Annotated in this window: 22 protein-coding genes; 7 read left to right on the top strand and 15 right to left on the bottom strand. The window is 41.4% G+C overall.

The window, feature by feature from the left end; genetic code table 11:
- Nucleotides 1–711 precede the first annotated feature (711 nt).
- Nucleotides 712–888 carry a hypothetical protein gene (locus tag B3R91_RS07795; RefSeq protein WP_286797191.1) on the top strand — a complete coding sequence of 59 codons (177 nt, stop codon included), beginning with the start codon at nucleotides 712–714 and terminating at the stop codon, nucleotides 886–888.
- 67 nt (nucleotides 889–955) lie between these two features.
- Here B3R91_RS07795 and B3R91_RS07790 read toward each other — a convergent pair whose 3' ends face one another.
- The 8 genes from B3R91_RS07790 to B3R91_RS07755 all read right to left on the bottom strand — a co-directional run bounded on the left by B3R91_RS07790 (nucleotide 956) and on the right by B3R91_RS07755 (nucleotide 6,814).
- Nucleotides 956–2,083, bottom strand: coding sequence for a helix-turn-helix domain-containing protein (locus tag B3R91_RS07790; protein WP_286797104.1), 1,128 nt, complete (start codon nucleotides 2,081–2,083; stop codon nucleotides 956–958).
- A gap of 28 nt (nucleotides 2,084–2,111) precedes the next feature.
- Nucleotides 2,112–2,795, bottom strand: a complete 684-nt coding sequence (locus B3R91_RS07785) for a hypothetical protein (protein WP_286797102.1) — start codon at nucleotides 2,793–2,795, stop codon at nucleotides 2,112–2,114.
- 333 nt (nucleotides 2,796–3,128) lie between these two features.
- Nucleotides 3,129–3,404 carry a hypothetical protein gene (locus tag B3R91_RS07780; protein ID WP_286797100.1) on the bottom strand — a complete coding sequence of 92 codons (276 nt, stop codon included), beginning with the start codon at nucleotides 3,402–3,404 and terminating at the stop codon, nucleotides 3,129–3,131.
- A complete protein-coding gene (locus B3R91_RS07775) occupies nucleotides 3,394–3,948 on the bottom strand; it encodes a helix-turn-helix domain-containing protein (protein WP_286797098.1) in 555 nt (184 codons plus the stop codon). Before B3R91_RS07775 ends, B3R91_RS07780 begins: the two co-directional genes overlap by 11 nt.
- A complete protein-coding gene (locus B3R91_RS07770) occupies nucleotides 3,945–4,451 on the bottom strand; it encodes a hypothetical protein (RefSeq protein WP_286797097.1) in 507 nt (168 codons plus the stop codon). Before B3R91_RS07770 ends, B3R91_RS07775 begins: the two co-directional genes overlap by 4 nt.
- 101 nt (nucleotides 4,452–4,552) lie before the next feature.
- Nucleotides 4,553–4,933 (bottom strand): hypothetical protein, encoded by a 381-nt coding sequence (locus B3R91_RS07765; RefSeq protein ID WP_286797096.1) that lies wholly within the window; start codon nucleotides 4,931–4,933, stop codon nucleotides 4,553–4,555.
- Complete coding sequence (locus tag B3R91_RS07760) at nucleotides 4,918–5,772, bottom strand: thermonuclease family protein (protein ID WP_286797095.1); 855 nt, start codon at nucleotides 5,770–5,772, stop codon at nucleotides 4,918–4,920. The genes B3R91_RS07765 and B3R91_RS07760 overlap by 16 nt, the downstream gene beginning before the upstream one ends.
- A gap of 676 nt (nucleotides 5,773–6,448) precedes the next feature.
- Nucleotides 6,449–6,814 (bottom strand): hypothetical protein, encoded by a 366-nt coding sequence (locus B3R91_RS07755; RefSeq protein WP_286797094.1) that lies wholly within the window; start codon nucleotides 6,812–6,814, stop codon nucleotides 6,449–6,451.
- Nucleotides 6,815–6,849: 35 nt separating this feature from the next.
- Between B3R91_RS07755 and B3R91_RS07750 the strand changes: the two genes are divergently transcribed.
- On the top strand, nucleotides 6,850–7,650 hold the full coding sequence (locus tag B3R91_RS07750) for an SIR2 family NAD-dependent protein deacylase (RefSeq protein ID WP_286797092.1): 801 nt from the start codon (nucleotides 6,850–6,852) through the stop codon (nucleotides 7,648–7,650).
- Nucleotides 7,651–7,743: 93 nt separating this feature from the next.
- Here the strand turns inward: B3R91_RS07750 and B3R91_RS07745 are convergent, their stop codons facing one another.
- The 4 genes from B3R91_RS07745 to B3R91_RS07730 form a co-directional block, all read right to left on the bottom strand.
- Nucleotides 7,744–8,742 carry an adenosine deaminase gene (locus tag B3R91_RS07745; protein ID WP_286797091.1) on the bottom strand — a complete coding sequence of 333 codons (999 nt, stop codon included), beginning with the start codon at nucleotides 8,740–8,742 and terminating at the stop codon, nucleotides 7,744–7,746.
- A 113-nt stretch (nucleotides 8,743–8,855) separates the two neighbouring features.
- Nucleotides 8,856–9,380 carry a TPM domain-containing protein gene (locus tag B3R91_RS07740; RefSeq protein WP_068408537.1) on the bottom strand — a complete coding sequence of 175 codons (525 nt, stop codon included), beginning with the start codon at nucleotides 9,378–9,380 and terminating at the stop codon, nucleotides 8,856–8,858.
- A gap of 86 nt (nucleotides 9,381–9,466) precedes the next feature.
- Nucleotides 9,467–10,645, bottom strand: a complete 1,179-nt coding sequence (locus tag B3R91_RS07735) for a TPM domain-containing protein (protein WP_144296369.1) — start codon at nucleotides 10,643–10,645, stop codon at nucleotides 9,467–9,469.
- 209 nt (nucleotides 10,646–10,854) lie between these two features.
- Nucleotides 10,855–11,487 (bottom strand): LemA family protein, encoded by a 633-nt coding sequence (locus tag B3R91_RS07730; RefSeq protein ID WP_144296370.1) that lies wholly within the window; start codon nucleotides 11,485–11,487, stop codon nucleotides 10,855–10,857.
- 972 nt (nucleotides 11,488–12,459) lie between these two features.
- Here B3R91_RS07730 and B3R91_RS07725 point away from each other — a divergent pair.
- Nucleotides 12,460–14,010 (top strand): alanine/glycine:cation symporter family protein, encoded by a 1,551-nt coding sequence (locus B3R91_RS07725; RefSeq protein WP_193030099.1) that lies wholly within the window; start codon nucleotides 12,460–12,462, stop codon nucleotides 14,008–14,010.
- A gap of 364 nt (nucleotides 14,011–14,374) precedes the next feature.
- Here the strand turns inward: B3R91_RS07725 and B3R91_RS07720 are convergent, their stop codons facing one another.
- The gene (locus B3R91_RS07720; protein ID WP_068408547.1) at nucleotides 14,375–14,995 is read right to left on the bottom strand and encodes a fasciclin domain-containing protein; all 621 of its coding nucleotides are present in this window, start codon (nucleotides 14,993–14,995) and stop codon (nucleotides 14,375–14,377) included.
- 151 nt (nucleotides 14,996–15,146) lie between these two features.
- On the opposite strand from B3R91_RS07720, the gene B3R91_RS07715 reads away from it, so the two are divergent.
- Entirely contained in the window at nucleotides 15,147–15,449 is a 303-nt protein-coding gene (locus B3R91_RS07715; protein ID WP_349681535.1) for an IS630 transposase-related protein, read from the top strand.
- A gap of 85 nt (nucleotides 15,450–15,534) precedes the next feature.
- Nucleotides 15,535–15,987, top strand: a complete 453-nt coding sequence (locus B3R91_RS07710; RefSeq protein WP_286797088.1) for an IS630 family transposase — start codon at nucleotides 15,535–15,537, stop codon at nucleotides 15,985–15,987.
- Between the two features lie 276 nt (nucleotides 15,988–16,263).
- Here B3R91_RS07710 and B3R91_RS07705 read toward each other — a convergent pair whose 3' ends face one another.
- On the bottom strand, nucleotides 16,264–16,818 hold the full coding sequence (locus B3R91_RS07705; protein WP_286797086.1) for a fasciclin domain-containing protein: 555 nt from the start codon (nucleotides 16,816–16,818) through the stop codon (nucleotides 16,264–16,266).
- Between the two features lie 952 nt (nucleotides 16,819–17,770).
- Here B3R91_RS07705 and metH point away from each other — a divergent pair.
- Both metH and B3R91_RS07695 read left to right on the top strand, forming a co-directional pair.
- Nucleotides 17,771–21,412 carry a methionine synthase gene (gene metH, locus B3R91_RS07700; protein ID WP_414707537.1) on the top strand — a complete coding sequence of 1,214 codons (3,642 nt, stop codon included), beginning with the start codon at nucleotides 17,771–17,773 and terminating at the stop codon, nucleotides 21,410–21,412.
- A 208-nt stretch (nucleotides 21,413–21,620) separates the two neighbouring features.
- Nucleotides 21,621–22,550 (top strand): bile acid:sodium symporter family protein, encoded by a 930-nt coding sequence (locus tag B3R91_RS07695; RefSeq protein WP_286797084.1) that lies wholly within the window; start codon nucleotides 21,621–21,623, stop codon nucleotides 22,548–22,550.
- Nucleotides 22,551–22,626: 76 nt separating this feature from the next.
- On the opposite strand, the gene B3R91_RS07690 is transcribed toward B3R91_RS07695, so the two are convergent.
- Nucleotides 22,627–23,740: hypothetical protein (locus B3R91_RS07690; protein WP_349681534.1), on the bottom strand; the 1,114-nt coding region annotated here is incomplete at its 5' end.

The following is a 23,740-nucleotide window of genomic DNA, read 5'->3' as shown; positions in this document are numbered from 1 at the left end:
ATATTACGATACCTACCTATAAGCAAACGTCCGCGCCATTAGGGTCAGCTTATTTAGCACCTTTATTGATAAGGTGTGCTGAAAATCAGCATACCCTTAATAATCCAGAATTTGAAGTTCTGAATGAGTCGCTCCAATCTTCACTGGCGGTGGGAATCCAACTTCCGTCAATGGCGAAAGTTAAGAAGAATCAGTTACTTAGAACAGTTGTGAGTCAGAAGATGTTTCCCTTAATGGGGGAGGTTAAGCTAGATCAAGCACTTAACACTAATAGTAAAACCTTAGTTTATGTTTTCGCTGGCGGTTGAATGATTAAGATGGGTGGTTGCCATTGCCCAATTTTGGGCAGTGTAATTAACCATCCTCAAATTGAGGCTAGGTATATAGCAAGGGTCACATTTGAAATGCTAACCCTCCCCAGGTTTGGGGGAGGTAGATAGGGTTCGTCGTGATGATGAACGGTCTTAAACTTCCTCAGATTGAGGATGTGGAAAAATACAAAGGCATTCCCAAACTTGGGCAAGGCTGGCAGGTTTATAGCACTGTCTAATTTTGGATATTAGCGTTCACCATGATGGTGAACGGTATTCTTGCCAGTAATTCGGTTAGAACAAACGAACCTGCTAAACATAAGTTAAATTATTGTTGATAGAGGTGATTTGCAGTGCTATGGTTCAAATTTATATTATTCGATTATTAAGGTGGTTACTTATGAAAGCTTGGTCAGCGCTTCTTATCTCTATGTTTATGATGGCGCCAGTCGTACAGGCGAATGCTCAGAACTATCCTTGCTCTAAAAGCATGGGCGGTGTATCGCACTGCAAAGATGGTAAGTTCGTTTGTAAGAATGGGAAGATCAGTCAGTCTAAAAAGACTTGTACTGGTTAGGTTTTGGTATTTTGCAGGCAGTAAAAAACCCGCTTGATGGCGGGTTTTTTATCGTGTTTAGTTCTATCTATAATATGCGTAAGCGCGGTTTATCTACTACCTTTTCATTATTAAAAAATCCTTTTGGTAAGGAACAAAGCTTCTCTAGCTCTGTTTCACTATAAAAGGTTCTTTCAATAAGATCTTCTTTATCAAATCCTCCTTCATTAAGAAGTAACTCGATAGTATTCTTCATTAATTTGGGGTATTCCACTGGGGTTGTATCGTCATAAGGTTCGCTCTTTCTCCACTTACGGTAACTATAGTTTTTAAACAATCTCACTTTATAATCATCTGAAATGATACCTAAATTATGATACTGCATAATTAATGCTGCAACTGACATACCCCAGCGCTTTTTCTCAAGCAATAGATTGTCTAATGTTATGCTTCTAAAAGACAATGAGAGAGCACGTCTTGGGGCTAGGAAGTGCGTAGCAAATAAATGTGCTTGTCTCTCAACTTCTTTATAGCGATTGGTGGTTCTTAAACAGTCATCTTTAGTAAGATTCTTGTGTAGTATGATATGACCTAGCTCATGAGCGATATCAAATCGACCACGAAAAAAATTACTCTTATCTTCTGCTACCCAGATGAATGGACGATCAATCCATGTTGAAACACCATCCATACCATCATGGCCAATGCGCTCTTTAGCAACAATAATGCCATTAGATTCGATAGTTGCAATTAAATTCTTAATAGGCCTATCTCCGAGCTTCCATAATAGGCGCAATTTATTTGCATACTGTTCAATATCATCATCACTTAAAGCCAGTGCCTGATTTCTAGTAGGTGATGGAATAACATTAACTTCTGGATAATCAACCCATTCTTCAAGTGAAAAGCTAATTTCTTTAAGCCAGTTCAGCCGTGTTTCTACAACCCCTCTCAGAGTTTTAGTGGCAGTGGCATTAGAACGAAATTGATATACTTTATCTTCTGTCTGTAAGGTTTTTAATGCAAACCACTTTACTGGTAAACGTAGTACCTCTGATATTTTAATAATTGTTTCTGCATCAGGACTGCTACTTCCAATCTCCCATTTACATATAGTGCTTTTAGATTTATCAATAATTTCACCTAATCCTTCTTGAGTCAAACCTCGTGCCTTTCTTGCCTCAATTAAGCGATCTGGATTAAATTGCTGTATCATGTTTGCCCCCGTTTTACTGCTTGTTGCATTACGCGTTCTTGACTATCTTGTCGAGCTCAAGTAGCGATTTTTTAAGTTTTGATGTTGGATTAACCTCTGCGTCTTTAGTATCAGATACTGTTTCGATATCACTTATAACGTCTTCCAGAGATACCGTTAAGTGAATGTCTTTCAAGTCACTGCTAGGAACAACGAATTTGATATACACCTTATCTAAAAAACAGATATCTACAATTACTAGAATTTTATTCGTTATATAATTACTATAGTTATCCGTAGTCGCTGTGGTAGTAGGTGTGAATAAATCATCTTGCTTGAAATTCAAATTTTCATTTTGATTCTGCTTAGCAAGCTCCCGCATGTATTTTGCTTTATTCCATTCTTGACGGGTTACTGAACGTCTTGGGAGTAGAGCAATCCCTTTTAGCTCAATTAATGGAAAAAATGCACCCTTAGCTTCAGTCTCCACTAGATTGTACTTAATATTAGTGTTATCGAATACATCGCAAGTAGCTTGCTGGATAGCAAAGTGTTCATTCTGACCTGCTGCAGGTCCTTTGATGTTAGGATGAGATAGCTCTTGGAGCACATAGCGACTTACGGCATCGAGCTTTGCATATAAAGTATCGTGATAATCTAATATCATCTCTATAGGCATCTCATGATGAATGGATTTTATAAGTTGTTTTTTGACACGCTCTAAATCAATCATAAGGCAAATTCCAGTAAAGTTTCATTTATCGGAATAATAGCTAAAAAAGTTTCTTATAGCAATAGGCAATGTTAGAGCTTCTATCTTAAAAATATTTAATATTTTAATTTTCAATGACTTAAGAGGTTGTAGTATTAATTCATTATGGTAAAGAAGTAATTACCGCAAACACATGAGCGACTATTTGCATATTTACATATTCGGAAATTCACATTAAAAAGTTTCTTTTATAAAGAATGATGTTTAGTAGAGTTGTAATAACTATGAGTGATAGACAATAGAAAACCCACCGTGAGGTGGGTTTGATACATAAATGAAGTCAATAAATTATATTTATTTAGGTGCGTTCATATCTGCTTCAAATTTTTCACTACTTATTAATTCTCTCAGCTTTAAAAGCGATTTCAATGGGACTACAACTGTAGAGTTGTGGAAAAGTTTATCATCCATAACTTGCCCTAAAAATAATTTTGCAATATGGCTATCAGTATCTACTTCAATTTTGAATATTTGATCTGAGAAAATAGGCTGAATACTAGGATTCATATGAATCTCAACATTCTGAGGGTGTTTTTCTACTTGTTTTTCTGGGTTTTTTTTAGCACTCATAGTCTACTACCTTGCTTGTTAAATCATACTTAAAGGTCTTGTGTGATGTAGGAAATACAGATAATGTTAGATCGCTATCTTTCTGTAGAAGATAGTTAATATTACTATCATTACCTTCTGTAACCCTAATATACCTATCAGATTCATTACCTGCTAAAACATCATTCACTACTTGTTCGCCAGTTTGAATTTCAAGATTGAACACTTTTCTTGCGCTTACTTTATTAGAAATATTGAGTTTTTTATTATCCCTATCTATGTTCCATGGCTGTTTAGGCTTTGGATAATTCTTATTGTAAAACACAACATCAAAGGTGTAACCTAATGCATCAGCTACTTTCGTTAGAGTTTTTAGGGTTAAGTTTTCATCACCAGATAGGATTCTAGATATTCTGCTCTTTCCATATCCTAAATCTGCACCTAGTCGTGTTCTACTATAATCAGAATGAACAAGAAGCATTGATAAATCAGCTGCAACAACTTCCTTCTGAATATCTTCAGGTTCTAATTCGTCTATGAAATCAAATAAACTTATATCATTCATAATATTACTCTCTTGAGATATTTATTCTCATTAGGTGGGGCTTTATAGATAGCATCTACTCTATCAGTAATTGTTTTCTTCTCTGAATCACTAATCTTATCTTCATTTTTTAATGAGAGACGAAACAAGATCATATGTGATTCAATTATTATAAAGTACAACCTTACACAACCTCTTCTTAATCGATATATATTAACTTTATTACCATTAATAGTATGGGAAAATGCAATATGGAGCTGATCTCCATAACTATCAAATACCTGTGTTATATATTCACAATTATTTAGCCTCTGTATTAGACCTGCAAAGAGCAAAGAAGCATTCTTGTTTTCTTTTTTATTGGTTTTTATTTCTTCCCTTTCTTTGTAAATGAATATCTCACCCTTGTCTTTTGAATTACAAAGTAAATAGACATTCAAACTAACTGGTAGATTTACAGGTCTTAGTTTATCGGGATAGCCAACTGCTTTAAATGGGTAATAATAGGGCTCAATGTTTGTCATAGTAGGTTACTTTATAAGTGAACTTTTAGCAATGGATTTATAGTTACAGCTATATTATTTTGTCTCTTCTGATTCAGTTGCTGCTTTTAATTAAATACTCTCTACTCACCACAAGCCCTCAATCCAACCTCTACAGCCTCACTCAAGTCAGCACCTTTCTTAATACTATATGGCACATTAGGTTTCATACCATCGCGCTTCAGAGCCTTAGCAGCGGCCTTATTGAGCGGCGTACCAATAGAAGAATCTTTACTGTAGCCCGCAGGTTCAAAATACACTTCAATGCCAAAATCAGGGTAATAGACACACAATATCTCGCCTGATGTGGTGAAAGGGTAAGGCGTCTTATGATCAACGCCCCAAAACACTTCATGCACCACAGTATTACCAGAAACGAACTTACTAGCGTAACTTCTATCTTGGGAAGGAGTGCAGGCAGTTACGGACGAAAATAAGACGGTGCCAATTAACCACCTGGACAAATTGTTTCGCATGGTACACCGTCCTCATCACCATCAATCTGCGTATTACCGCAGGCAAGTTGCTGCTGTGCTTCTACGCATGTTGTTATCTGACTACAGGTTTTCTTAATGAAGTTACTGCATATAGCTCCAGTAGGTGGCAATGGGATAATGGTGCCTGAACCATTAGACGTGCCTGCACTAAGTTTGCTATAGCACTTGCTAGCACCTTTTGATGGCAAACGATCATTATTAAAGTTGAGGTTAGAGCTGTTTTTACCGCTTCGATAATCAGATGGCTTTATAGGGTATCGATTTGCCCATAAGCCTCTACCGTTTAATCGCGCCACAATTTCAGCGTTGGCGTACTCAATACGGTCATAAGGTGTCTGACTACTTTGATACTCTTTGTAATGCCAAGCAGCACCCTTTTGCAATTGGTTCAAGTTGCAATCAACATTGTTAGCAATGACCTTACCGAGCAGGCGGTCATACTTATCCCTTTCGGTCCACTCGATAGTAACGATTGCATTATTTATACACTGAGATAAGGCTGTCTTGCTCTCTGCGCCATACTCTTGGGCCGATTCTGGCGCATCAATACCTAGTAAACGTACACGCTCGCTTTGTCCTGTTACTTGAGTAACCTCCACCGTATCACCATCGATAACACGTGTCCCAGTAGTATTCAGCACATTAGGTTCATAGCATTTGGTTGTATTACCACTATTAGAGCCATTGGTCCCACCAACGACGCCAGTAGAGCCTGTAGTAGCATCTCTCATGGCATCAATATCATCATAGCCACCGCCACATCCAACAACAGCCAGAACTAAACCAATAATCGCTAAGTGTCTCATGACCAATCACCAGGGTAATATTTACTCAACTGTAAACGATTGGCAACTTTTCGGCAACTGTTTACAGTTGATATTTAAGGTTTTTGCACATACTAGATAACGCTAGATAAGCGTATAACAAAAACTTGGCTAGATTTTAATTCCAAGAAAAAGAAAATACTTGCCAGCAGTTGCTCAATCTTTTCCAATGATTAAGCCAATTGAACTTATGGCCACCTTCTAATATCATCCCTTCACCATGATGGTGAAGGGTAAGCACACAGTATGAATCCATTCAAATGCATGTTAAAATTCGCCTACGTTGTTCCCCTAAATTGCGCTTAGGGGCCCAAATAGAAAGGCTCATTGGTTACAGCTACTGAGCCTTTTGCTCATTTATGCATGTAAATACCTATATAAAAAATAGCATCGCTCATATGTTGTTAAAATTGTTGTTAAAATATTTTATCGAAAACCTATAACCTTTATATAACAAGGTTTACGTCGATATGATTGACTCCCGCCGAGCGCACCAATCATCATAATCAGTCGTGTTTTACCCTTTTCTAGTCTTACCTATTACCTCATAACACTTTAACGGCAACGCTTTGCGCTGTTAACTTCGGCCTATCATTGTGCGCTAACAACGTTAAAATGTTGTATATAAAGTTGTTAAATCTATTTAATTTATAAACACCTACTCTTCATCTTGCAAATTCGCCATTAGCTGAGCGCGGCTGGGGACACGGTGATAATTAATCACGGGTACGTCTCCCAGACGGCGCTGACCGGCGGCAAGCTTTTTATCAATGGTAATCATAGCCACTTTTTTATCTTGCTTGCTAATCAGTAAATGATTGGCTTTACGGTTGACACGGTAGTCAGGAAAATACTGCTTAACCAATTCTGCAGTTTTTTGTAGCGCATCATTGAGTGGTGTTTTTGCGCGCTGGGACTTTAGGTTGTGCTTATCGGCAGTTTTAGGCGCGCGCGATTTTGCCAATAACCATAGTCCGATGACAACCGCGAGCAATATGACAAGCCACCAAATACCATCTATCATAGAAGTCTATATCCAATCTTAAAAAGGGATGGCTCATGTTAACAGAATTATCACCTGCGTTAATAGCCGAAGTCGAGCGCGCTGCCAAATTGCTGTGCTCAAAACAGTGCATCTGTATTTTAACGGGCGCTGGGATTTCAGCAGAAAGTGGCATTCCAACGTTTCGAGATAAGCAAACGGGCCTTTGGGAAAACTATGTGGCTGAGGACTTGGCAACGCCTGAGGCTTTTGCTCGCGACCCAAAACTGGTGTGGTCATGGTATCAGTGGCGCCGGCAGTTGGTCGCTGAGAAAAAACCAAATCCTGCTCATGATGCTTTAGCACAGTGGCAATATCATAGCCAATCAACTGAGCAGCAATTGACGCTTATTACCCAAAATGTCGACGATTTGCATGAACAGGCAGGTAGTAGTGTCACCCATTTACATGGCAATCTTTGGCAAAATCGCTGCAGTCAATGCGATGCGCCCTACCAAGAGCAATCTAGAGGCTCATATAATAGTGCTGATACCATAGATTATAGTGACGCTCTGATTACTTGCTCGCACTGTGAAGGCTATATACGTCCCGATATCGTCTGGTTTGGCGAGGCGTTGCCTGTACAAGCATGGCAGACAGCGGAGGACGCGGCGGCCAATTGTGAAGTGTTTATGAGTATTGGCACCTCAAGTCTCGTTTATCCTGCGGCAGGTCTCGCACAATTGGCAAAAGATAACGGCGCTAAAATCATCGAGATAAACCCACATCCAACGCCAAATACCATCGTTGATATTACTCTAGCAGAAAAGGCTGGGATTATTATGCCGTTATTAATCCAGAAAATTACGGCTATGTAATCAATTACGTTGAAAATTGCCTAGCGAAAAAGAAAAGACTTAATGATTTATACAACCATTAAGTCTTAACTATTGAAAATAACTTTACTCACTCTATTGCAGAGCAAAATCCACTTGCGCTAGGTATTTCTCTTTTAATTCATTATCTATAAATGAAGATCTAAAAGAGTTTTTTACCAAAGTAATAATATCATTTTCTGTCAGCGGTAGATGGTTGCATATATTGATAAAGTTTTGATTCATATACCCTTTAAAATAAGCCGGATCATCAGAGTTGACGCTGACATTTAAGCCATAGTCTAGCAGCTCTTTAATATTGTGCTGTTTGTAACTCTCAAATACCTTGAGCTCAATATTAGAATTGGGGCAAACTGTCAGCGGCATTTGCTCGTCTTTTAGGCGTTGCATCAGCGCCGCGCTTTTTATCGATTGTACGCCATGATCAATGCGATTGATTTGCAATAAATCTAACGCTTCATAAATATAAGAAAAATCTGCTTCCTCGCCAGCATGAGCGACCAGCTTAAAGCCCGCTTCTTTGGCCTTTTTAAACACTTCTTTAAACTTGGCGGGAGGGTTGCCCAGTTCTGAAGAATCCAGACCGACGCCGATAATATCGTCTTTAAACGCCATTGCTTGCTCTAAAGTCTCAAACGCCTCTTCTTGGGATAAGTGGCGTAAAAAGCACATGATAATACAAGAGGTGATGCCGTATTTTTCTTTGGCATCGGCAAGTGCTTCTTTAATACCAGTAATGACTGTCGCAAACTCAACCCCTCTTGCAGTATGAGTTTGCGGATCAAAAAATATCTCCGTATGGACGACATTATCTTCGACACACTTTAAAATATATTCCCACGTTAAATCATAGAAATCGTCTTTGGTAATCAGAACGTTGGCGCCCGCATAATAGATATCTAAGAAAGTTTGTAGATTGGTAAAATTATAGGCACGGCGGACGTCTTCGATATCCTTATAAGGGATAGCGATATTGTTCTTTTTCGCCAGTCTAAACATCAACTCCGGTTCTAATGAGCCTTCGATATGTAAATGCAGCTCTGCTTTCGGCAATTTTTTTATCAGCTCAATCATGGTATTGGCATGGTCCTGTATCTAAACTTACTTGTTATTTCTTTAAGCGTTATTTTAAAAATACTGTTAGTTTAAAAAATTGTTATTAAAGAAACTGCTATTTTGGAAAATTGCTATTTTAAAAATACCACGGTATCGGACAGCTCATTACCCGCAGGGTCATGTTCAAGATGATAATACTGACGCAATAACTGACCTACCTCGTCCAACAACTCCATCAGACTTTCTTCGGTTTTTTGATTGGCGATACCTGAGACCGCCTTTTCGCACATGGCGCTCCACACGGTTGGACTGACGTGCGTGCTGATACCGCGGTCAGCGACGATTTCTAGCTTGTGCTCGCAAATATTGACATAAATCAAAACGCCGGTGTTTTCTTCGGTATCCCACACGCGATATTCGCTAAATAAATCAATCGCTCGATCGCGGCAGTCAAGATGATAAGCATCTTGGATAGGTAAATGATTTTCGATAATCAAAAACACCTCGCCGCGATGTCCGCGCTCAGCCAGCGTCACCTGCTCTGTCAGCCGAGCCTTCGCCGCGGGCGTGAGCCACTTGCTATGCAACATAGGGACAAACAGTACTTGACGCCACCAACGAGCAAAACTTGCCTGCGACGAATTGCTTTTTACCATTATATTATATCCTCAAGTACGCCATTGCTGGCAATCTTCTAATGTCTGAGCCTAATTTACCCTTCTTACTCTTATAGAAATCGCCTCTACCAAGAGCCGCCCGCGCCGCCGCCGCCAAAGCCGCCGCCTCCGCCTCCGAAGCCGCCACCACCAAAACCACCGCCGCCAAAGCCGCCACTACCACCGCCCATACCGGGCAGGAATACTATACCGCCACCGCCGCCGCGTCCTCCACGACCACCGCCTGAGCCGCGCGAAATTAAAAACAGCCATATAAATATCGCCATAATTAACGTCATAAAGAAACCGCCGCCCAAGGCCAGCGAGCCTACAAAGAAACCACCAGCGGTCAGGATAGAACCAAAGATGCGCCCAAAGATACTGGTAATAAAGCTACCAAATATCATTGCCATGACAAATAAAAACACTGGCGATGGGTTATCACCAATGTCATTTTGATTTTGACTGCGTTCGGCCGCTTGCGCATCGGCACGCGCCAATACTTCAGGATCAGCGGTCAGGCGCGTTTGCAGCGCGCCAATGCCCGCTAATATCCCAGCGCCATAGTCATTTTGCTTAAATAGCGGTGTGATGTCTTCGCGAATAATACGGTTGACCGCCGAATCTGGCAACACCCCTTCTAGTCCGTAACCCGTTAAAATATAGATATTGCGGTCATTAACGGCAACAACCATTAGCAGGCCATCGTCAATATCTTTATTACCCAGCTGCCATTTTTCCGCAACCTGTAGCGCATAATCAAAGATTGGCATGCCATTGGTGGTCGGTACAATGACCACCGCAGCTTGCGCCAAACCTTGCTGATAAATGCCTCTTAGCTGCGCCTCTAAACGCTGCTTTTCTTGCGGGTTTAAGATATTGGCTTGGTCGATAACTGGCGAGTTTAAGATGAGCTTATCGGCATCGACACCCTGAGCGCTTGATTGTACAGGCGGACGATTAGAAGTTGTTGAGGTGGTCGTATTACTATCGGAATTAGCAGCATTAGGATTGATAGCATCATTGCCAAGGATAGCTTCGTTAATTGCTTCGTTACCTAAGACGGCATCGTTGATGGCTTCATTAGTTTCGGCAGCTTTTGCAATCGCTACCAATTCCTCGACACTACGGTTTTGCATATCTGAGGTGCTATCGCTAGCAACCGCCGTATTATTATTAGCATCGGGTGCTGCATGCAGCAGCGAGCCACTCCCAATACTTAGAGTAAATAATAATGCGGATAATAGTGCTGTTGAATGCTTCATCTAATCTATACCACCTCAAATGACATCTGTACTAATAAATGACGACAAAACCAACTGCTATAAACGACAACAAAAAAAACGACTGACGATTAAGGCGTTCTATCATTTTTGAGCAAATAAACGGACTGTTAAATAAACGCACTGTCATATAAACAGTAGCATTTATACGCCATCATGGTAGATAGAACGCCTAAACTAAAAACTTTGCTTTACTGCGCCGTCTGCGCATTATCGTCGCCGAAGTTGACACTTGGTGCAGTCGATATTTCTTTTTCATTGGCAACGCTAAAGTTTGGTTTGGCGTCCATGCCAAATACTTTGGCCGTAATATTGGTTGGGAACTGACGCACGGTAGTGTTATAGCCTTGAACTTCTTGGATATAACGGTTACGCGCCACCGTAATACGGTTTTCTGTACCTTCCAGCTGCGCCTGCAAATCTTGGAACAAAGCATCAGATTTTAGCTCAGGATAGCGCTCAGAAACCGCCATCAAACGCGATAGCGCGCCAGTCATCTGATCTTGGGCAGCCGCATAGCGCTCCATCGCTTCAGGGTCATTAAGCAGCTCTGGCGTGACCGTAATACCACCCGCTTGTGAGCGCGCCGCTGCGACTTGAGTAAATACTTCTTGCTCTTGCTTGGCGTATTGCTGCACGACTTTGACCAGGTTTGGCACCAAGTCCGAACGACGCTGATATTGGTTGACCACTTCTGACCAAGCCGCGGTGACCTGCTCATCTTGCGCCTGCAAATTGTTATAGCCACAACCGCTCAAACCGACAGTAGAGGTCGCTAATACTGCTGATAGCAACATAGGTTTTAAAAAAGATTTACGCGTCATCGTTGACTCTCCTAATGATAAATAACAAACAAAACGTTTTTTAATCGCTTTTTTAATGTTAACCACTTATATGCACTTATAGTTTATCGCCTACTGGATTTTATAACCGACAGTTTCGCAGCTAACTGTTTCATGGCGTGAATATCGCAGCAGCAATATATTGTGCTAATAATGGCGCTATACCGTCACTTTTACAATTCATGGTTACCAAAACACAACCTCAAAGCAGCGTTTATCGTAGGGCTGTGGCGCATTTTAGGCATTTAGTACTGGTGTTAGCGCGACTGTCTTTTAAGCCCCCATTAACGGTTAATTAAAAAATATTGGCCAATACAAGATAAATAGAAGATTTTTTGACCTCGTATAGGCAATCAAGCGAAGAAAACCATTTATAAATGAACGCCCTTATAAAGAAAATTCTAGTAATTGACTAAAAAATATGGCAAATTGCAGTTACGTAGCCGTACGGTTTGAATACATTTGGTAGTGGACTTATAAGAATTTTGGTACTAGCTGCGTGTCAATGTCGCATCAAAAAGGATTGATAAACGACTAAAGACTGCTCTATTACCTTACTCTACTATGTAAGTGTAGCCAGCTGATACGACTCATAAAAAGTTAAGTACCATCTTCTTGCTTACTGAGATGATGGTTATTTATATTATAACCGCCTGTTTTATCCACTGGTTTATTTTAAGCGCTTTACATAAAAGTAGCCTTAATAAACTATTAACGCTGATAAGCGGTTGCATACGCTCATTATTGTTCATAGACCAGACGGATAACAGCAGACAACTACAGTCCATCCTTAGTGGCTAAGCGCGTATGAAACTTAATCTGTAAGGAGAATTTCCACCGCAGTTAAGTGCATGCAGATTATTTGAGTGGTTGGTTTTAATAAGGATATTAAAGCTGGTCTACTCTTAGCATCATCATATATAGCCACTTTGAGACAGTACTAGGAATATACATATGGAAGGTTTAGTCGATTTAGTAAACGGAATTATCTGGAGCCCAGCATTGGTTTATCTCTGCTTGGGCGCAGGTTTATTTTATTCCATCATGACGCGCTTCGTACAAGTACGTTTATTCGGGGAAATGATTACCTTACTTTTTACCGGTAAATCAAGTGCACAGGGTATTTCATCATTTCAGGCACTCGCCGTATCCCTAGCGGGGCGTGTGGGTATGGGTAACATCGCTGGGGTCGCTGCCGCTATTGGTTTCGGTGGTCCTGGTGCAGTATTTTGGATGTGGGTTGTGGCTTTCTTAGGCGCATCTACTGCTTATGTCGAAGCAACCCTTGCACAGATTTATAAAGAAAAAGACGTCATCACTGGCGAATACCGCGGCGGTCCAGCTTACTATTTTGAGCGCGCCCTTGGTCAACGCTGGTATGGCATTCTTTTTGCCGTCGCGTCTATCTTAGCTTGCGGTATGTTCTTACCGGGCGTACAAGCAAACGGCGTTATCAGCGCGTTTGCCCAAGTCATGGGTGAAGGCACGCCGATGAATATCATGGGCTTAGAAGTTGGCTCTATGCGCTTGGTCGGTCTTGCTATCATTTTGGTCATCTTAGGTACTATTATCTTTGGTGGTATCAAACGTATCGCAACCTTTACCGAGTATGCTGTTCCTTTTATGGCTCTTGGTTATATTGGCCTTGCACTCGTCATTATGTTTACCAATTACCAGATGATTCCAGAAGTCTTTGGTTTGATTATCAGTGATGCGTTTACCGCGCAAGCAGGCTTTGGTGCCGCTATCGGTTGGGGTGTCAAACGTGGTATTTACTCTAACGAAGCGGGTCAAGGTACAGGTCCTCACGCTGCGGCGGCTGCGGAAGTTGAGCATCCATCACAGCAAGGTTTGGTACAAGCATTCTCAGTGTATGTTGATACCCTACTAGTCTGTTCTGCGACTGCGTTTATGATCATCACCATGGGTACTTATAATATCCAAGGTACACTACCTGACGGTCAATTCATCGTACAAAACGTCGCGGCTGGTGTTGAGATCAACTCGCCTGCCTTTACGCAGATGGCAATGGAAACCATGTACGGTCAATTTGGTAATATCTTTATTGCCGTTGCGGTCTTCTTCTTTGCCTTTACCACCATCTTGGCGTACTACTATATCGCTGAAGTAAACGTGGCTTACTTGACGCGCTTTATCAGTCGCGGTGCTAATAGAACTGGTCTATTCTTAGTTAAAATCTTAATCATGGTAATGGTTGCCTACGGTGGTCTTAACTCTGCAGGCTACATTTGGGATATCGGTGATATTGGCGTAGGCCTAATGGCGTGGTTAAATATCGTTGGTATTTTGGTTATCTTTATTGTCGCGCGTCCAACGCTTACTATGCTTAGGGATTATGAAGCACAGCGTAAAGCAGGCGTGAAGCACTATACCTTTGATCCAGCAAAATTCGGTATCAAAAATGCGCCGTATTGGGAAGAGCGTCATCTAAAGCAGCAACAAAGAATGGCAGCTCAAGACCCATTACATAAAGAACATCTATAGTTTACTGAGCTATAATGTTATCTAAGCAGTATTGATGACACTACAAGCATCGATAAAACAAAAAGCCTGAGGCAATGGTTTCAGGCTTTTTTATTGGGCGATTTATTTCAAAATCGTTACAGAGTGAGTGAAAAGTAATATCGATACATCACACACTGCTGATATCAATTTTTCTTGCTTGCTGTGCCTGCGCAGACAGAGGCTACAAAAAATTGATATCAGCAATACCGTAGCGTTTTTAGAATATCTTGACTATACAGGGTGACTGGGATAAATTTTTCATCAGTCAGCAAACATAAAAAAGCCTAGCTTTATAGCTAGGCTTTTGGCATTTTAAAGTAAGATTGGTGTGAATCGCTGAGCCTTATTTAGGCAATAAAACTGTATCAATTACATGAACTACGCCGTTGGTTGCCATCATATCGGTACCAACGATGTTTGCAGTGTTGCCACTGGCATCAGTAATCACGTTAGCATCACTAATAGAGATGGTTTGACCGTTTGCCGTGTCGATAGCGGTACCATAAGGAATATCAGCAGCTTTGACCACCATCGGCACGACATGATACGTCAATACGCTAGTCAACATCTCTTTATCACCGAGCAATTCCTCTTTAGTGACGTTTAGTTTGGTCAACAAAGCAGCAAAGGCATCATCGGTTGGGGCGAATACCGTGTATTGACCTTCTGCCATCATCATGTCATCAAGATCAGCCGCTTGCAGCGCTTCGGTTAGGATGGTTAGATTCTCATTACCAGCAGCCATCTCACCGATACTTTGCGTCGCTGCTGCATCTACAGGCATCGCATCAGTAGACTCAGCCACTGCTTCAGCTGGCATATCTGTGGTGGTTTCTGGTTCAACGGCTACGTCAGTAGTTGCGGCTGGCTCAACTGGCTCAGTAACGGCTTCTTTATCGTTACAGGCCGCCAATGACATAGCAGCGGTAACGACAGCGATAGATAATAAATTCTTTTTTAACATAGGTCATTCCTTTGAAATAACGGGTTTATGGATGGTGTTTTTTGATTTTAGAACGGTTTTAGTTTTGGAACTTTTAAATTTAGATACTGATATATAGTCAATCCCACCAAGAAATGTTACGATAATTCTAAATTCCAGCTCTCTAATCACCATGACATACCCCATTATCCTTCGTAAAAAGGTACTACAGTCTCTTGAACAAGGCATGAGCGTGCGCACTGCAGCAAAGCTTTATGATATGAGTCCCACCACCATTATTAACTGGAAAAAAGACATCAGTATCAAGCTCATCGTCAGAGCACCGCGCAAAATATCTACCGAAGCACTAAAACAAGACATTACTGACTATCCTGACGCTTACTACTATGAAAGAGCTGCTCGTTTGGGCTGTAGTAAATCTGGTGTAGAAGCTGCCATGAAGCGGCTGGGCTATACCCGCAAAAAAAAGTCTTAAACACCCAAAATCAAGTTGGCTTAAGCGATTAGAGTACACCATTAAACTGAAACACTATCAATGCCAAGGCTACCCTATTATCTATATGGATGAAAGCGGCTTTGAGCAAGAAGTTATCAGAGCCTTTGGCTATACGCCAGTAGGCAAACCTTGCATCAATATCTATAATTATCAAAAAACAAAAAGAACTAACGTCATTGGGGCACTATATCAAAAAAGCTTGTTTGCCGTGGACATATTTCTCCATAACATCAACTGGCAAGTGGTTTACGACTGGTTTAAGTATAACGTCATTCCAAAGCTTGGTCGCAAATGTGTCATCGTCATGGACAATGCCAGATTTCATAAGAACAAACGTATCAAAAAGCTATTAAACCGACATGGTCATCGCATACTCTGGCTACCGCCTTATAGTCCTGATCTAAATCCTATTGAGAAGAAGTGGGCTGAGGTAAAAAAGCTCAGGCAAGGCTGGGGTGAGAATAATCTAAATCATTTATTCAGCAATGTCTGCTGTTACAACTTTAAGTTGGATTGACTATAAATACTGATAAATAAAAGCTTCTGAATGAAAATGCCGGTAAATGAGCAAGAAGTTAAGTAATATCACTCGGTGTCTACTATCTTAGCTGATTATTTTTTACTTACTGCTGACTTAGGTAGCAACACTGTATCGATCGCGTATAGCACCCCATTGCTAGGCTAAACAAGAATATTAAGTTTATAACCTAGCAATAGTTATATAGCATTTGAATCTGCCTACTACCTAAGCAAATAATTTGTCGCTCTTTTACTGCTTATTTAAGCAACAAGATTATTTAGGCAGTAACACTCTATCAATCACATGTATCACGCCATTACTCGCCGCGATATCTGTTTTTAAAATCTTGGTAGTACGACCATTTTCATCCATTAATCGGCCTTGTGGCGTAATCACCAGCGTGTCATTACTAAGCATAGTGTAATTACCCGGTCTGACGTGTTTTTGATAAACAGGCGTATTACCTTTAAGCACATGATAGGTCAAGATTTTAGTCAACAACGGCTTGTTGGTAAACAGCTCAGCTTTGGTCATGCCGGTTTCTTGTAACGCTTGCACAAAAGCGGCATTGGTCGGAGCCAGTAACGTGTAGCTAGCACTGGTATCGGTCAGCGCGCCTGCCAAACCTGCTGCTTGCAAGGCTTCTACTAGTAGTGAGAAATCAGCGTTGCTTTGCGCAATCTGTACCACGTTCATATTGGCAGTTGGTTGGCTGTGCATGGGCGCTGTTGTGGCAGGGCTTTTGGTTGGCATCATATTATTACAAGCGCTAAGGCCTGCAATTGAAAGGGCTAAGGTGCCAAGAGTGGCGATTTTGATCAGTTTCATAACATTGTCCTTAATGATTGAATGACTGCATGGTTTAATAAATGAATAGTTTACTGATTACAATTTATTGATTTTTATTACGATCTTACGGTCAGATTGTCTTTCCTTAAAATCCTTGCCTATTCCGTTTTTAATTCTTAATTGCTAACCACTCTCAAATAAAAACCATTAACAGTTACTAATAAGCATTGCTTATGAAACGTCAATCCTTCTGAAATTAAATTAACATATCACAAAGCATTATAAACTTGCGTTTAGGCTAATTTTTGTAGCTTACGTGTAAACCAAGGCGGTTTAATAAAACCTCGTATAAATAGCTGCTTTATAAATACAAATCAAAGCTTTAGGTAATCGTCTACTGAAATGATATTCATTTGTTCCAAGCGGCGTTATGCAATAGAATTTGTTATAACGGTATTTTTGATTCGGAACTTTTAATGGCATTTTAACGTTTAATACGGGGCTAATTTAGTGCAACGATAATTGATCATAGTAATAAATTCTTGATATGTTTGAATACAATATCGTCAGTGATAGTGCCAAAATGGAATAAGCGGAATAAGCACAATTCCGCGAGTAATAGCCGTTTCGTGCTAGAATAATCCAGATTTGCTTATCAATTTTTAAGCCAAATTTTTATCAATACTATTGTTTTGTACACCCTATTTTATAAGTAGCTAACTTAGTAAGCTCGCCCTAAAAACTTTGAACACTTTATCTTCTTTCTTTTCTTATCTTAACTCTAATAAGCAGCGCTCCTATGACTCAAACCACCACCCCACCGACCTGTTCTCATAATCATACTGGTGTCATCAATACCAATACAGCCAATGCCACCAATGTATCAAGCACGGCTAGTGACTTTATTTTGACGCCGCCTGCTGTATTTCCTTATAAAGCGCAGCAGTTAACCGCGCGCGCTCGTATTACTGAGCAGCTGGTGGCGCGGATTATGATGTTAGATGGCGCGATGGGCACCCATATTCAGACCTTTAAGTTAGAGGAAGCCGATTATCGCGGCGAGCGTTTTGCCGATATTGAGCAAGATGTACGCGGTAATAACGATTTGTTGGTGCTCACGCAGCCGCAGATGATTAAAGAGATTCATAGCGCGCACCTAAAAGCAGGTGCCGATATCATTGAAACCAATAGCTTTAACGGTACGCGCCTATCGATGGCCGACTACGACATGCAGCACCTCGTGCCTGAGCTCAATAAAACCGCTGCGAGAATTGCCCGCGAAGCCGCTGATGAATACACCGCTAAGACCCCAGAAAAGCCGCGCTTTGTGGCAGGCGTTATTGGGCCGACGTCGCGTACTTGTTCATTATCCCCTGACGTCAATGACCCCGCCTTTCGGAATATCACCTTTGATGAGTTGGTGCTTAATTACCGTGAGGCGACGCTGGCTTTGATAGAAGGTGGCGTCGATATCCTGTTAATCGAGACCATTTTTGATACGCTAAATGCTAAGGCAGCAATCTTTGCCGTCACGGGCGTGTTTGATGATATTGGCTTTGAATTACCGATTATGATTTCGGGGACAATTACCGATGCGTCTGGTCGGACGCTTTCAGGCCAAACGGCAGAAGCGTTTTATAACTCGATTCGTCATGCTAAGCCGTTATCGGTTGGTTTTAACTGTGCGCTTGGTGCTGACGCGCTGCGTCCCCATATTCAAACGCTGTCAAATATCGCCAATACTTATGTGTCAGCGCATCCAAACGCAGGTTTGCCCAATGAGTTTGGTGAGTACGATGAAACAGCTGAGCAAACGGCGGCCCTGCTCGAAGGCTTTGCCAAAGCTGGCATTCTAAATATCGTCGGCGGCTGTTGCGGCACCACGCCTGAGCATATTCGCCTAATTGCGGAGATGGTCGCCAATTACCCACCGCGCGTGATACCTGAAATACCGCCTGCCTGCCGCTTATCAGGACTTGAGCCATTTACCATTACCCCTGAAAGCTTATTCGTAAACGTCGGTGAGCGTACCAACGTGACGGGCTCAAAGAAATTCCTACGCTTGATTAAAACCGAAGCTTATACTGAAGCACTCGATGTCGCCCGTGACCAAGTCGAGGGCGGCGCACAAATCGTCGATATCAATATGGACGAGGGCATGCTCGACTCCAAGCAAGCGATGATTCATTTCGTCAACTTGGTCTCTGGTGAGCCGGATATCAGCCGCGTGCCCCTGATGATTGACTCCTCTAAATGGGACATTATCGAAGAAGGACTTAAACGCATTCAAGGTAAATCCGTCGTCAACTCTATCTCATTAAAAGAAGGCCATGCTGAGTTCGTCGAGCGCGCCAAGCTTTGTATGCGCTATGGCGCAGCGGTCATCGTCATGGCGTTTGATGAGGATGGTCAGGCCGATACCTATGAGCGCAAGATCGAGATTTGTCAGCGCAGCTATGATGTCTTGGTCAATGAAGTCGGCTTCCCTAGTGAGGATATCATCTTTGACCCGAATATCTTTGCGGTTGCAACCGGTATTACTGAGCATAATAATTACGGCGCGGACTTTATCAACGCCACCAAATGGATAACCGATAACCTGCCAAATGCCATGGTATCGGGCGGCGTCTCCAACGTGTCGTTTAGTTTTCGTGGCAACCCGATTCGTGAAGCCATCAATTCAGTCTTTCTATACCATGCAATTCAAAACGGCTTAACCATGGGTATTGTCAATCCAGCTATGCTGGAGGTTTATGATGACATTCCCGAGGAAGCTCGCGACGCCATCGAAGATGTGATGCTCAACCGCAATCAAGGCGAAAGTGGTCAAGAGGCGACCGAACGCTTGATGACCATCGCTGAAAGCTATCAAGATGGTGGGAAGAAAAAAGACAGCACCGTCGATATGTCATGGCGCGAAGGCACGGTCGAGGAGCGTATTGCGCATGCATTGGTAAAAGGCATCACTACTTTTATTGACGCTGATACCAAAGAGGCGTGGGAGAAATACCCCAAGCCACTAGAAGTCATCGAAGGGCCATTAATGGATGGCATGAATATCGTCGGCGATTTATTTGGCGCAGGTAAAATGTTCTTACCACAAGTGGTAAAATCTGCCCGCGTGATGAAACAATCGGTTGCCTGGCTCAACCCGTATATCGAAGCGGAAAAAGTCGAGGGCGAAAAGAAAGGTAAAATCCTCATGGCAACGGTCAAAGGTGATGTCCATGATATCGGTAAAAACATCGTCGGCGTGGTGCTTGGCTGTAACGGCTATGAAATCCTCGATCTTGGCGTGATGGTACCGTGTGAAAAAATCCTCGATACTGCCATCAAAGAGGAAGTCGATATCATCGGTTTGTCAGGTCTTATCACCCCAAGTCTCGATGAGATGGTCTACGTCGCTAAGCAAATGCAAGAACGCGGCATGACCCTACCCTTGATGATTGGCGGGGCAACGACTTCTAAAGCGCATACCGCCGTTAAAGTCGAGCCACAATATCAAAACGATGCGGTTATTTATGTATCAGACGCTTCACGCTCAGTTGGCGTAGTCACTAAGCTGCTGTCAAAAGAGCACCGTCAAGGCTTAATCGATGAGACGCGCGAAGAGTACATCAAAGTACGTGAGCGCCTTGCCAAACGTCAACCGAAAGCGGCGAAAATATCTTATGCCGATTCCATTGAGCTTGGTTTTCAGTACGATTGGGACAACTATGTACCGCCAGTGCCAAATAAGCTAGGTCAAGTCATCCTTGATGATTACCCGATTACCAATATATTGCCTTATATCGACTGGACGCCGTTCTTTATCTCTTGGGGCTTGGCGGGTAAATACCCAAAAATCTTGCAAGATGATGTGGTTGGTGAAGCCGCGCGTGATTTGTTTGACAATGCCAATGACTTGATGCAAAAGATGATTGATGAAAAGTTAATCGTCGCCAAAGGTGTCTTTAAACTCATGCCAGCCCGTCGTACCGGTGCCGATACCGTCACCGTCTATGACAAAGCACCGGCTGAGGGCGGCACAGCAGAATATCAATTTGAGCACCTGCGTCAACAGTCAGATAAAGCCAGCGGCAAGCCAAACTTTAGCTTGGCAGATTTTATCTCGCCATCAGATGCGCACACAGACTATCTTGGCGGCTTTACGGTCTCTATCGTTGGCACAGAGGCGCTTGCTGAACAGTACAAAGCAGCTGGCGACGACTATAATGCCATCATGACCCAAGCCTTATCTGACCGCTTAGCCGAAGCCTTTGCCGAGCATTTGCATGAGCTGATTCGTAAAGAATATTGGGGCTATCAAGCTGACGAAAATCTAACCAATGATGAGATGATTAAAGAAAAATACGTCGGTATCCGCCCTGCGCCTGGCTATCCTGCCTGCCCTGAGCATACTGAAAAAGGCAAACTCTTTGAATGGCTTGGTACGGGCGATGCTATCGGTACTAAGCTCACCGAAAGCTATGCGATGTGGCCTGCGTCATCGGTCAGTGGTTTCTACTACTCGCATCCTAATAGCGAGTACTTTAACGTCGGTAAAATCAGTACCGATCAGTTAGAGAGCTATGCTGAGCGTAAAGGTTGGGATATGAAAACGGCTGAGAAGTGGTTAAATCCGAATTTGTAGTGGATTAACCAATTAAATTATAGAAACCTGATAGTTATTTTTTGGCTTACTCATTTAATATGGGTAAGCCATTTTTTATGGGGTAGTGATTTGCCTTAAATAAGCAAACTTATGGCTACGTTCATAGCAAAATACTTTCATCATTTGCTAACAATAACCATGCTAGATTATTGTCTACTTTATTACTTTTATTGTTGTGAGACAGACTATGAATCAGATTGCATTACTTTCTAGTTGGATTGGCAAAACCTTTGCAATCTGGGCATTGGTCAGTGCTGTTTTGGGATTTATTTTTCCTGAACTTTTTGCCTCGTTGGCTTTTTTGATCGTTCCCATACTTGGTATTATTATGTTTGGGATGGGCATGACGCTCAAAACGGAAGATTTCCTAGAAATTGTCAAACGCCCCAAACCTGTATTGGTAGGGCTATTAGCACAATTTACGCTCATGCCATTGATTGCTTACTTATTAACAGTAATTTTCAACCTCGATCCTTTAATAGCAGTCGGTGTTATCTTGGTTGGTTGCTGCCCTGGCGGTACGTCTAGTAACGTGATTACGTTCTTAGCCAAAGGTGATGTGGCATTGAGTGTGGCGATTACCTCTATCTCTACCCTACTTGCGCCTTTTCTAACCCCTATTCTGCTCAGTATTTTTGCGGGGCAGCTGATTGATATCGATTTGGCCAGTATGATGATAACCATTACGAAAATCGTCATCTTGCCCATATTACTAGGTGTTATCTTTCATAAATTTTTGGGTAAAAAGATCGAGTTCGTCACCGAGGTATTACCGATGGTGTCGGTATTGGGTATCTCTATTATCATCGCGGCGGTGGTTGCCGTATCTAAAGCGACTATTTTAGATAGCGGTGCTATCGTATTTATCGTGGTTGCATTACATAATATGACGGGTTATACCTTGGGATATGTAATCGCTCGCTTGTCCGGCTTTACGGAGAGACAACGCCGCGCGATTATGATAGAAGTGGGCATGCAAAACTCTGGTCTGGGCGCTGCCCTTGCGGCAACGTATTTCAACCCTGTCGCGGCCTTACCTAGCGCGATATTTAGTGTATGGCATAACTTTAGTGGTGCATTAGTTGCGAATACTTTTGCAAAAAGGGATGCTAGGTAGAAGTTTTAATCATGCTTTTTAGCGTACTGGTTTGATACTAGTACGCTATTCCCTGAAGTTGATAACCTAATCATTCTTAAAGTGTATTACTATGATATTTTTCTGAGTATTTACTTAATAAGCAATCAACATTTAAGTCATGAGCATTAATGAATTCTTGGATTTTTTCATCTGTGAGAGAGCTTAACTCATATTTATGAAACTCTTTAAAAAACCCTTTAACATTGCTTTTTAATCTCTTCAACTTCCATGCTTTCATTATTTCTACTTCATGAGTAAAGTCTGCATGATAAGATATTTTTTTAGTCGGTATGATTAGTATTCTCTTAACTGGTGAATCGTTATATTGACTTTCAAACCAAGCACAATGACTATTCATTTGACCTACTTCATGTTTATTGACTTCTTGTCTCTCTAAATTAACTTCGCTTTTACATTCAAAAATAAAATATTGATTCCTAACTCCACACCAAAGATTATCAGGGCCTTTCTTAAACTCCTTATCTGGTCTCTCACTGAGAAAACCTAACATAAGTCCTAGTTCTTTGAGAGCTAATTCGAATTTTTCTGCTGTCGTCCCAAACTCTAAATCAGATAGAACACTACTAACAGATAGATTCATTTCTTCATAATTGCTATGGGATGAAACCCACTCGGAAATTCTCTTAGTTCTATTTTCACTGATAAAATCTAACTTTTTATAAGTTATGCCTTCGCTAGGTTTTAAGAGTTCATTGTTCTTTAAAAATGCACTTTTTTGTAATGAATTAGATTCTATTTTGCTAAGCAGATATTTATATCTTGCCATTAATTGAAGGTACCACCCTCTTTCACTATCATCCTCACAATGTTTATCAATAATTTCTTGGATTAGCTTGCTGGCAAGCTCATAGTTTCCATTATAATTGTAAACAGCTGCTTTTCTTTCAAGAGTAAATACATCACATATGTTACTTTTTGAAATTTTATTCTGAGTTTTATTCATTTCTTCTTTATAGTATTCTTTCCAACCCTCGTCTCGTCCCAAACTTTGATTCATTAAAGACTCTACGACTTCCCAAGGTCGATTGTTATTAGACACATCATCAGATGCTAACTGTGCAATTTCTATTCCTATATCGATTTGTGCTTTAGTTTGCGGAGAAAAATATTTATTCGTTAATGAGCTTTTAATAGACCTCTTGCAAAAG

Source organism: Psychrobacter sp. UBA6291 (genome assembly GCF_002439405.1).
Taxonomy (GTDB): domain Bacteria; phylum Pseudomonadota; class Gammaproteobacteria; order Pseudomonadales; family Moraxellaceae; genus Psychrobacter; species Psychrobacter faecalis.
The sequence above is the reverse complement of the archived record's forward strand: the minus strand, read 5'-3'. Positions and strand labels throughout refer to the sequence as shown.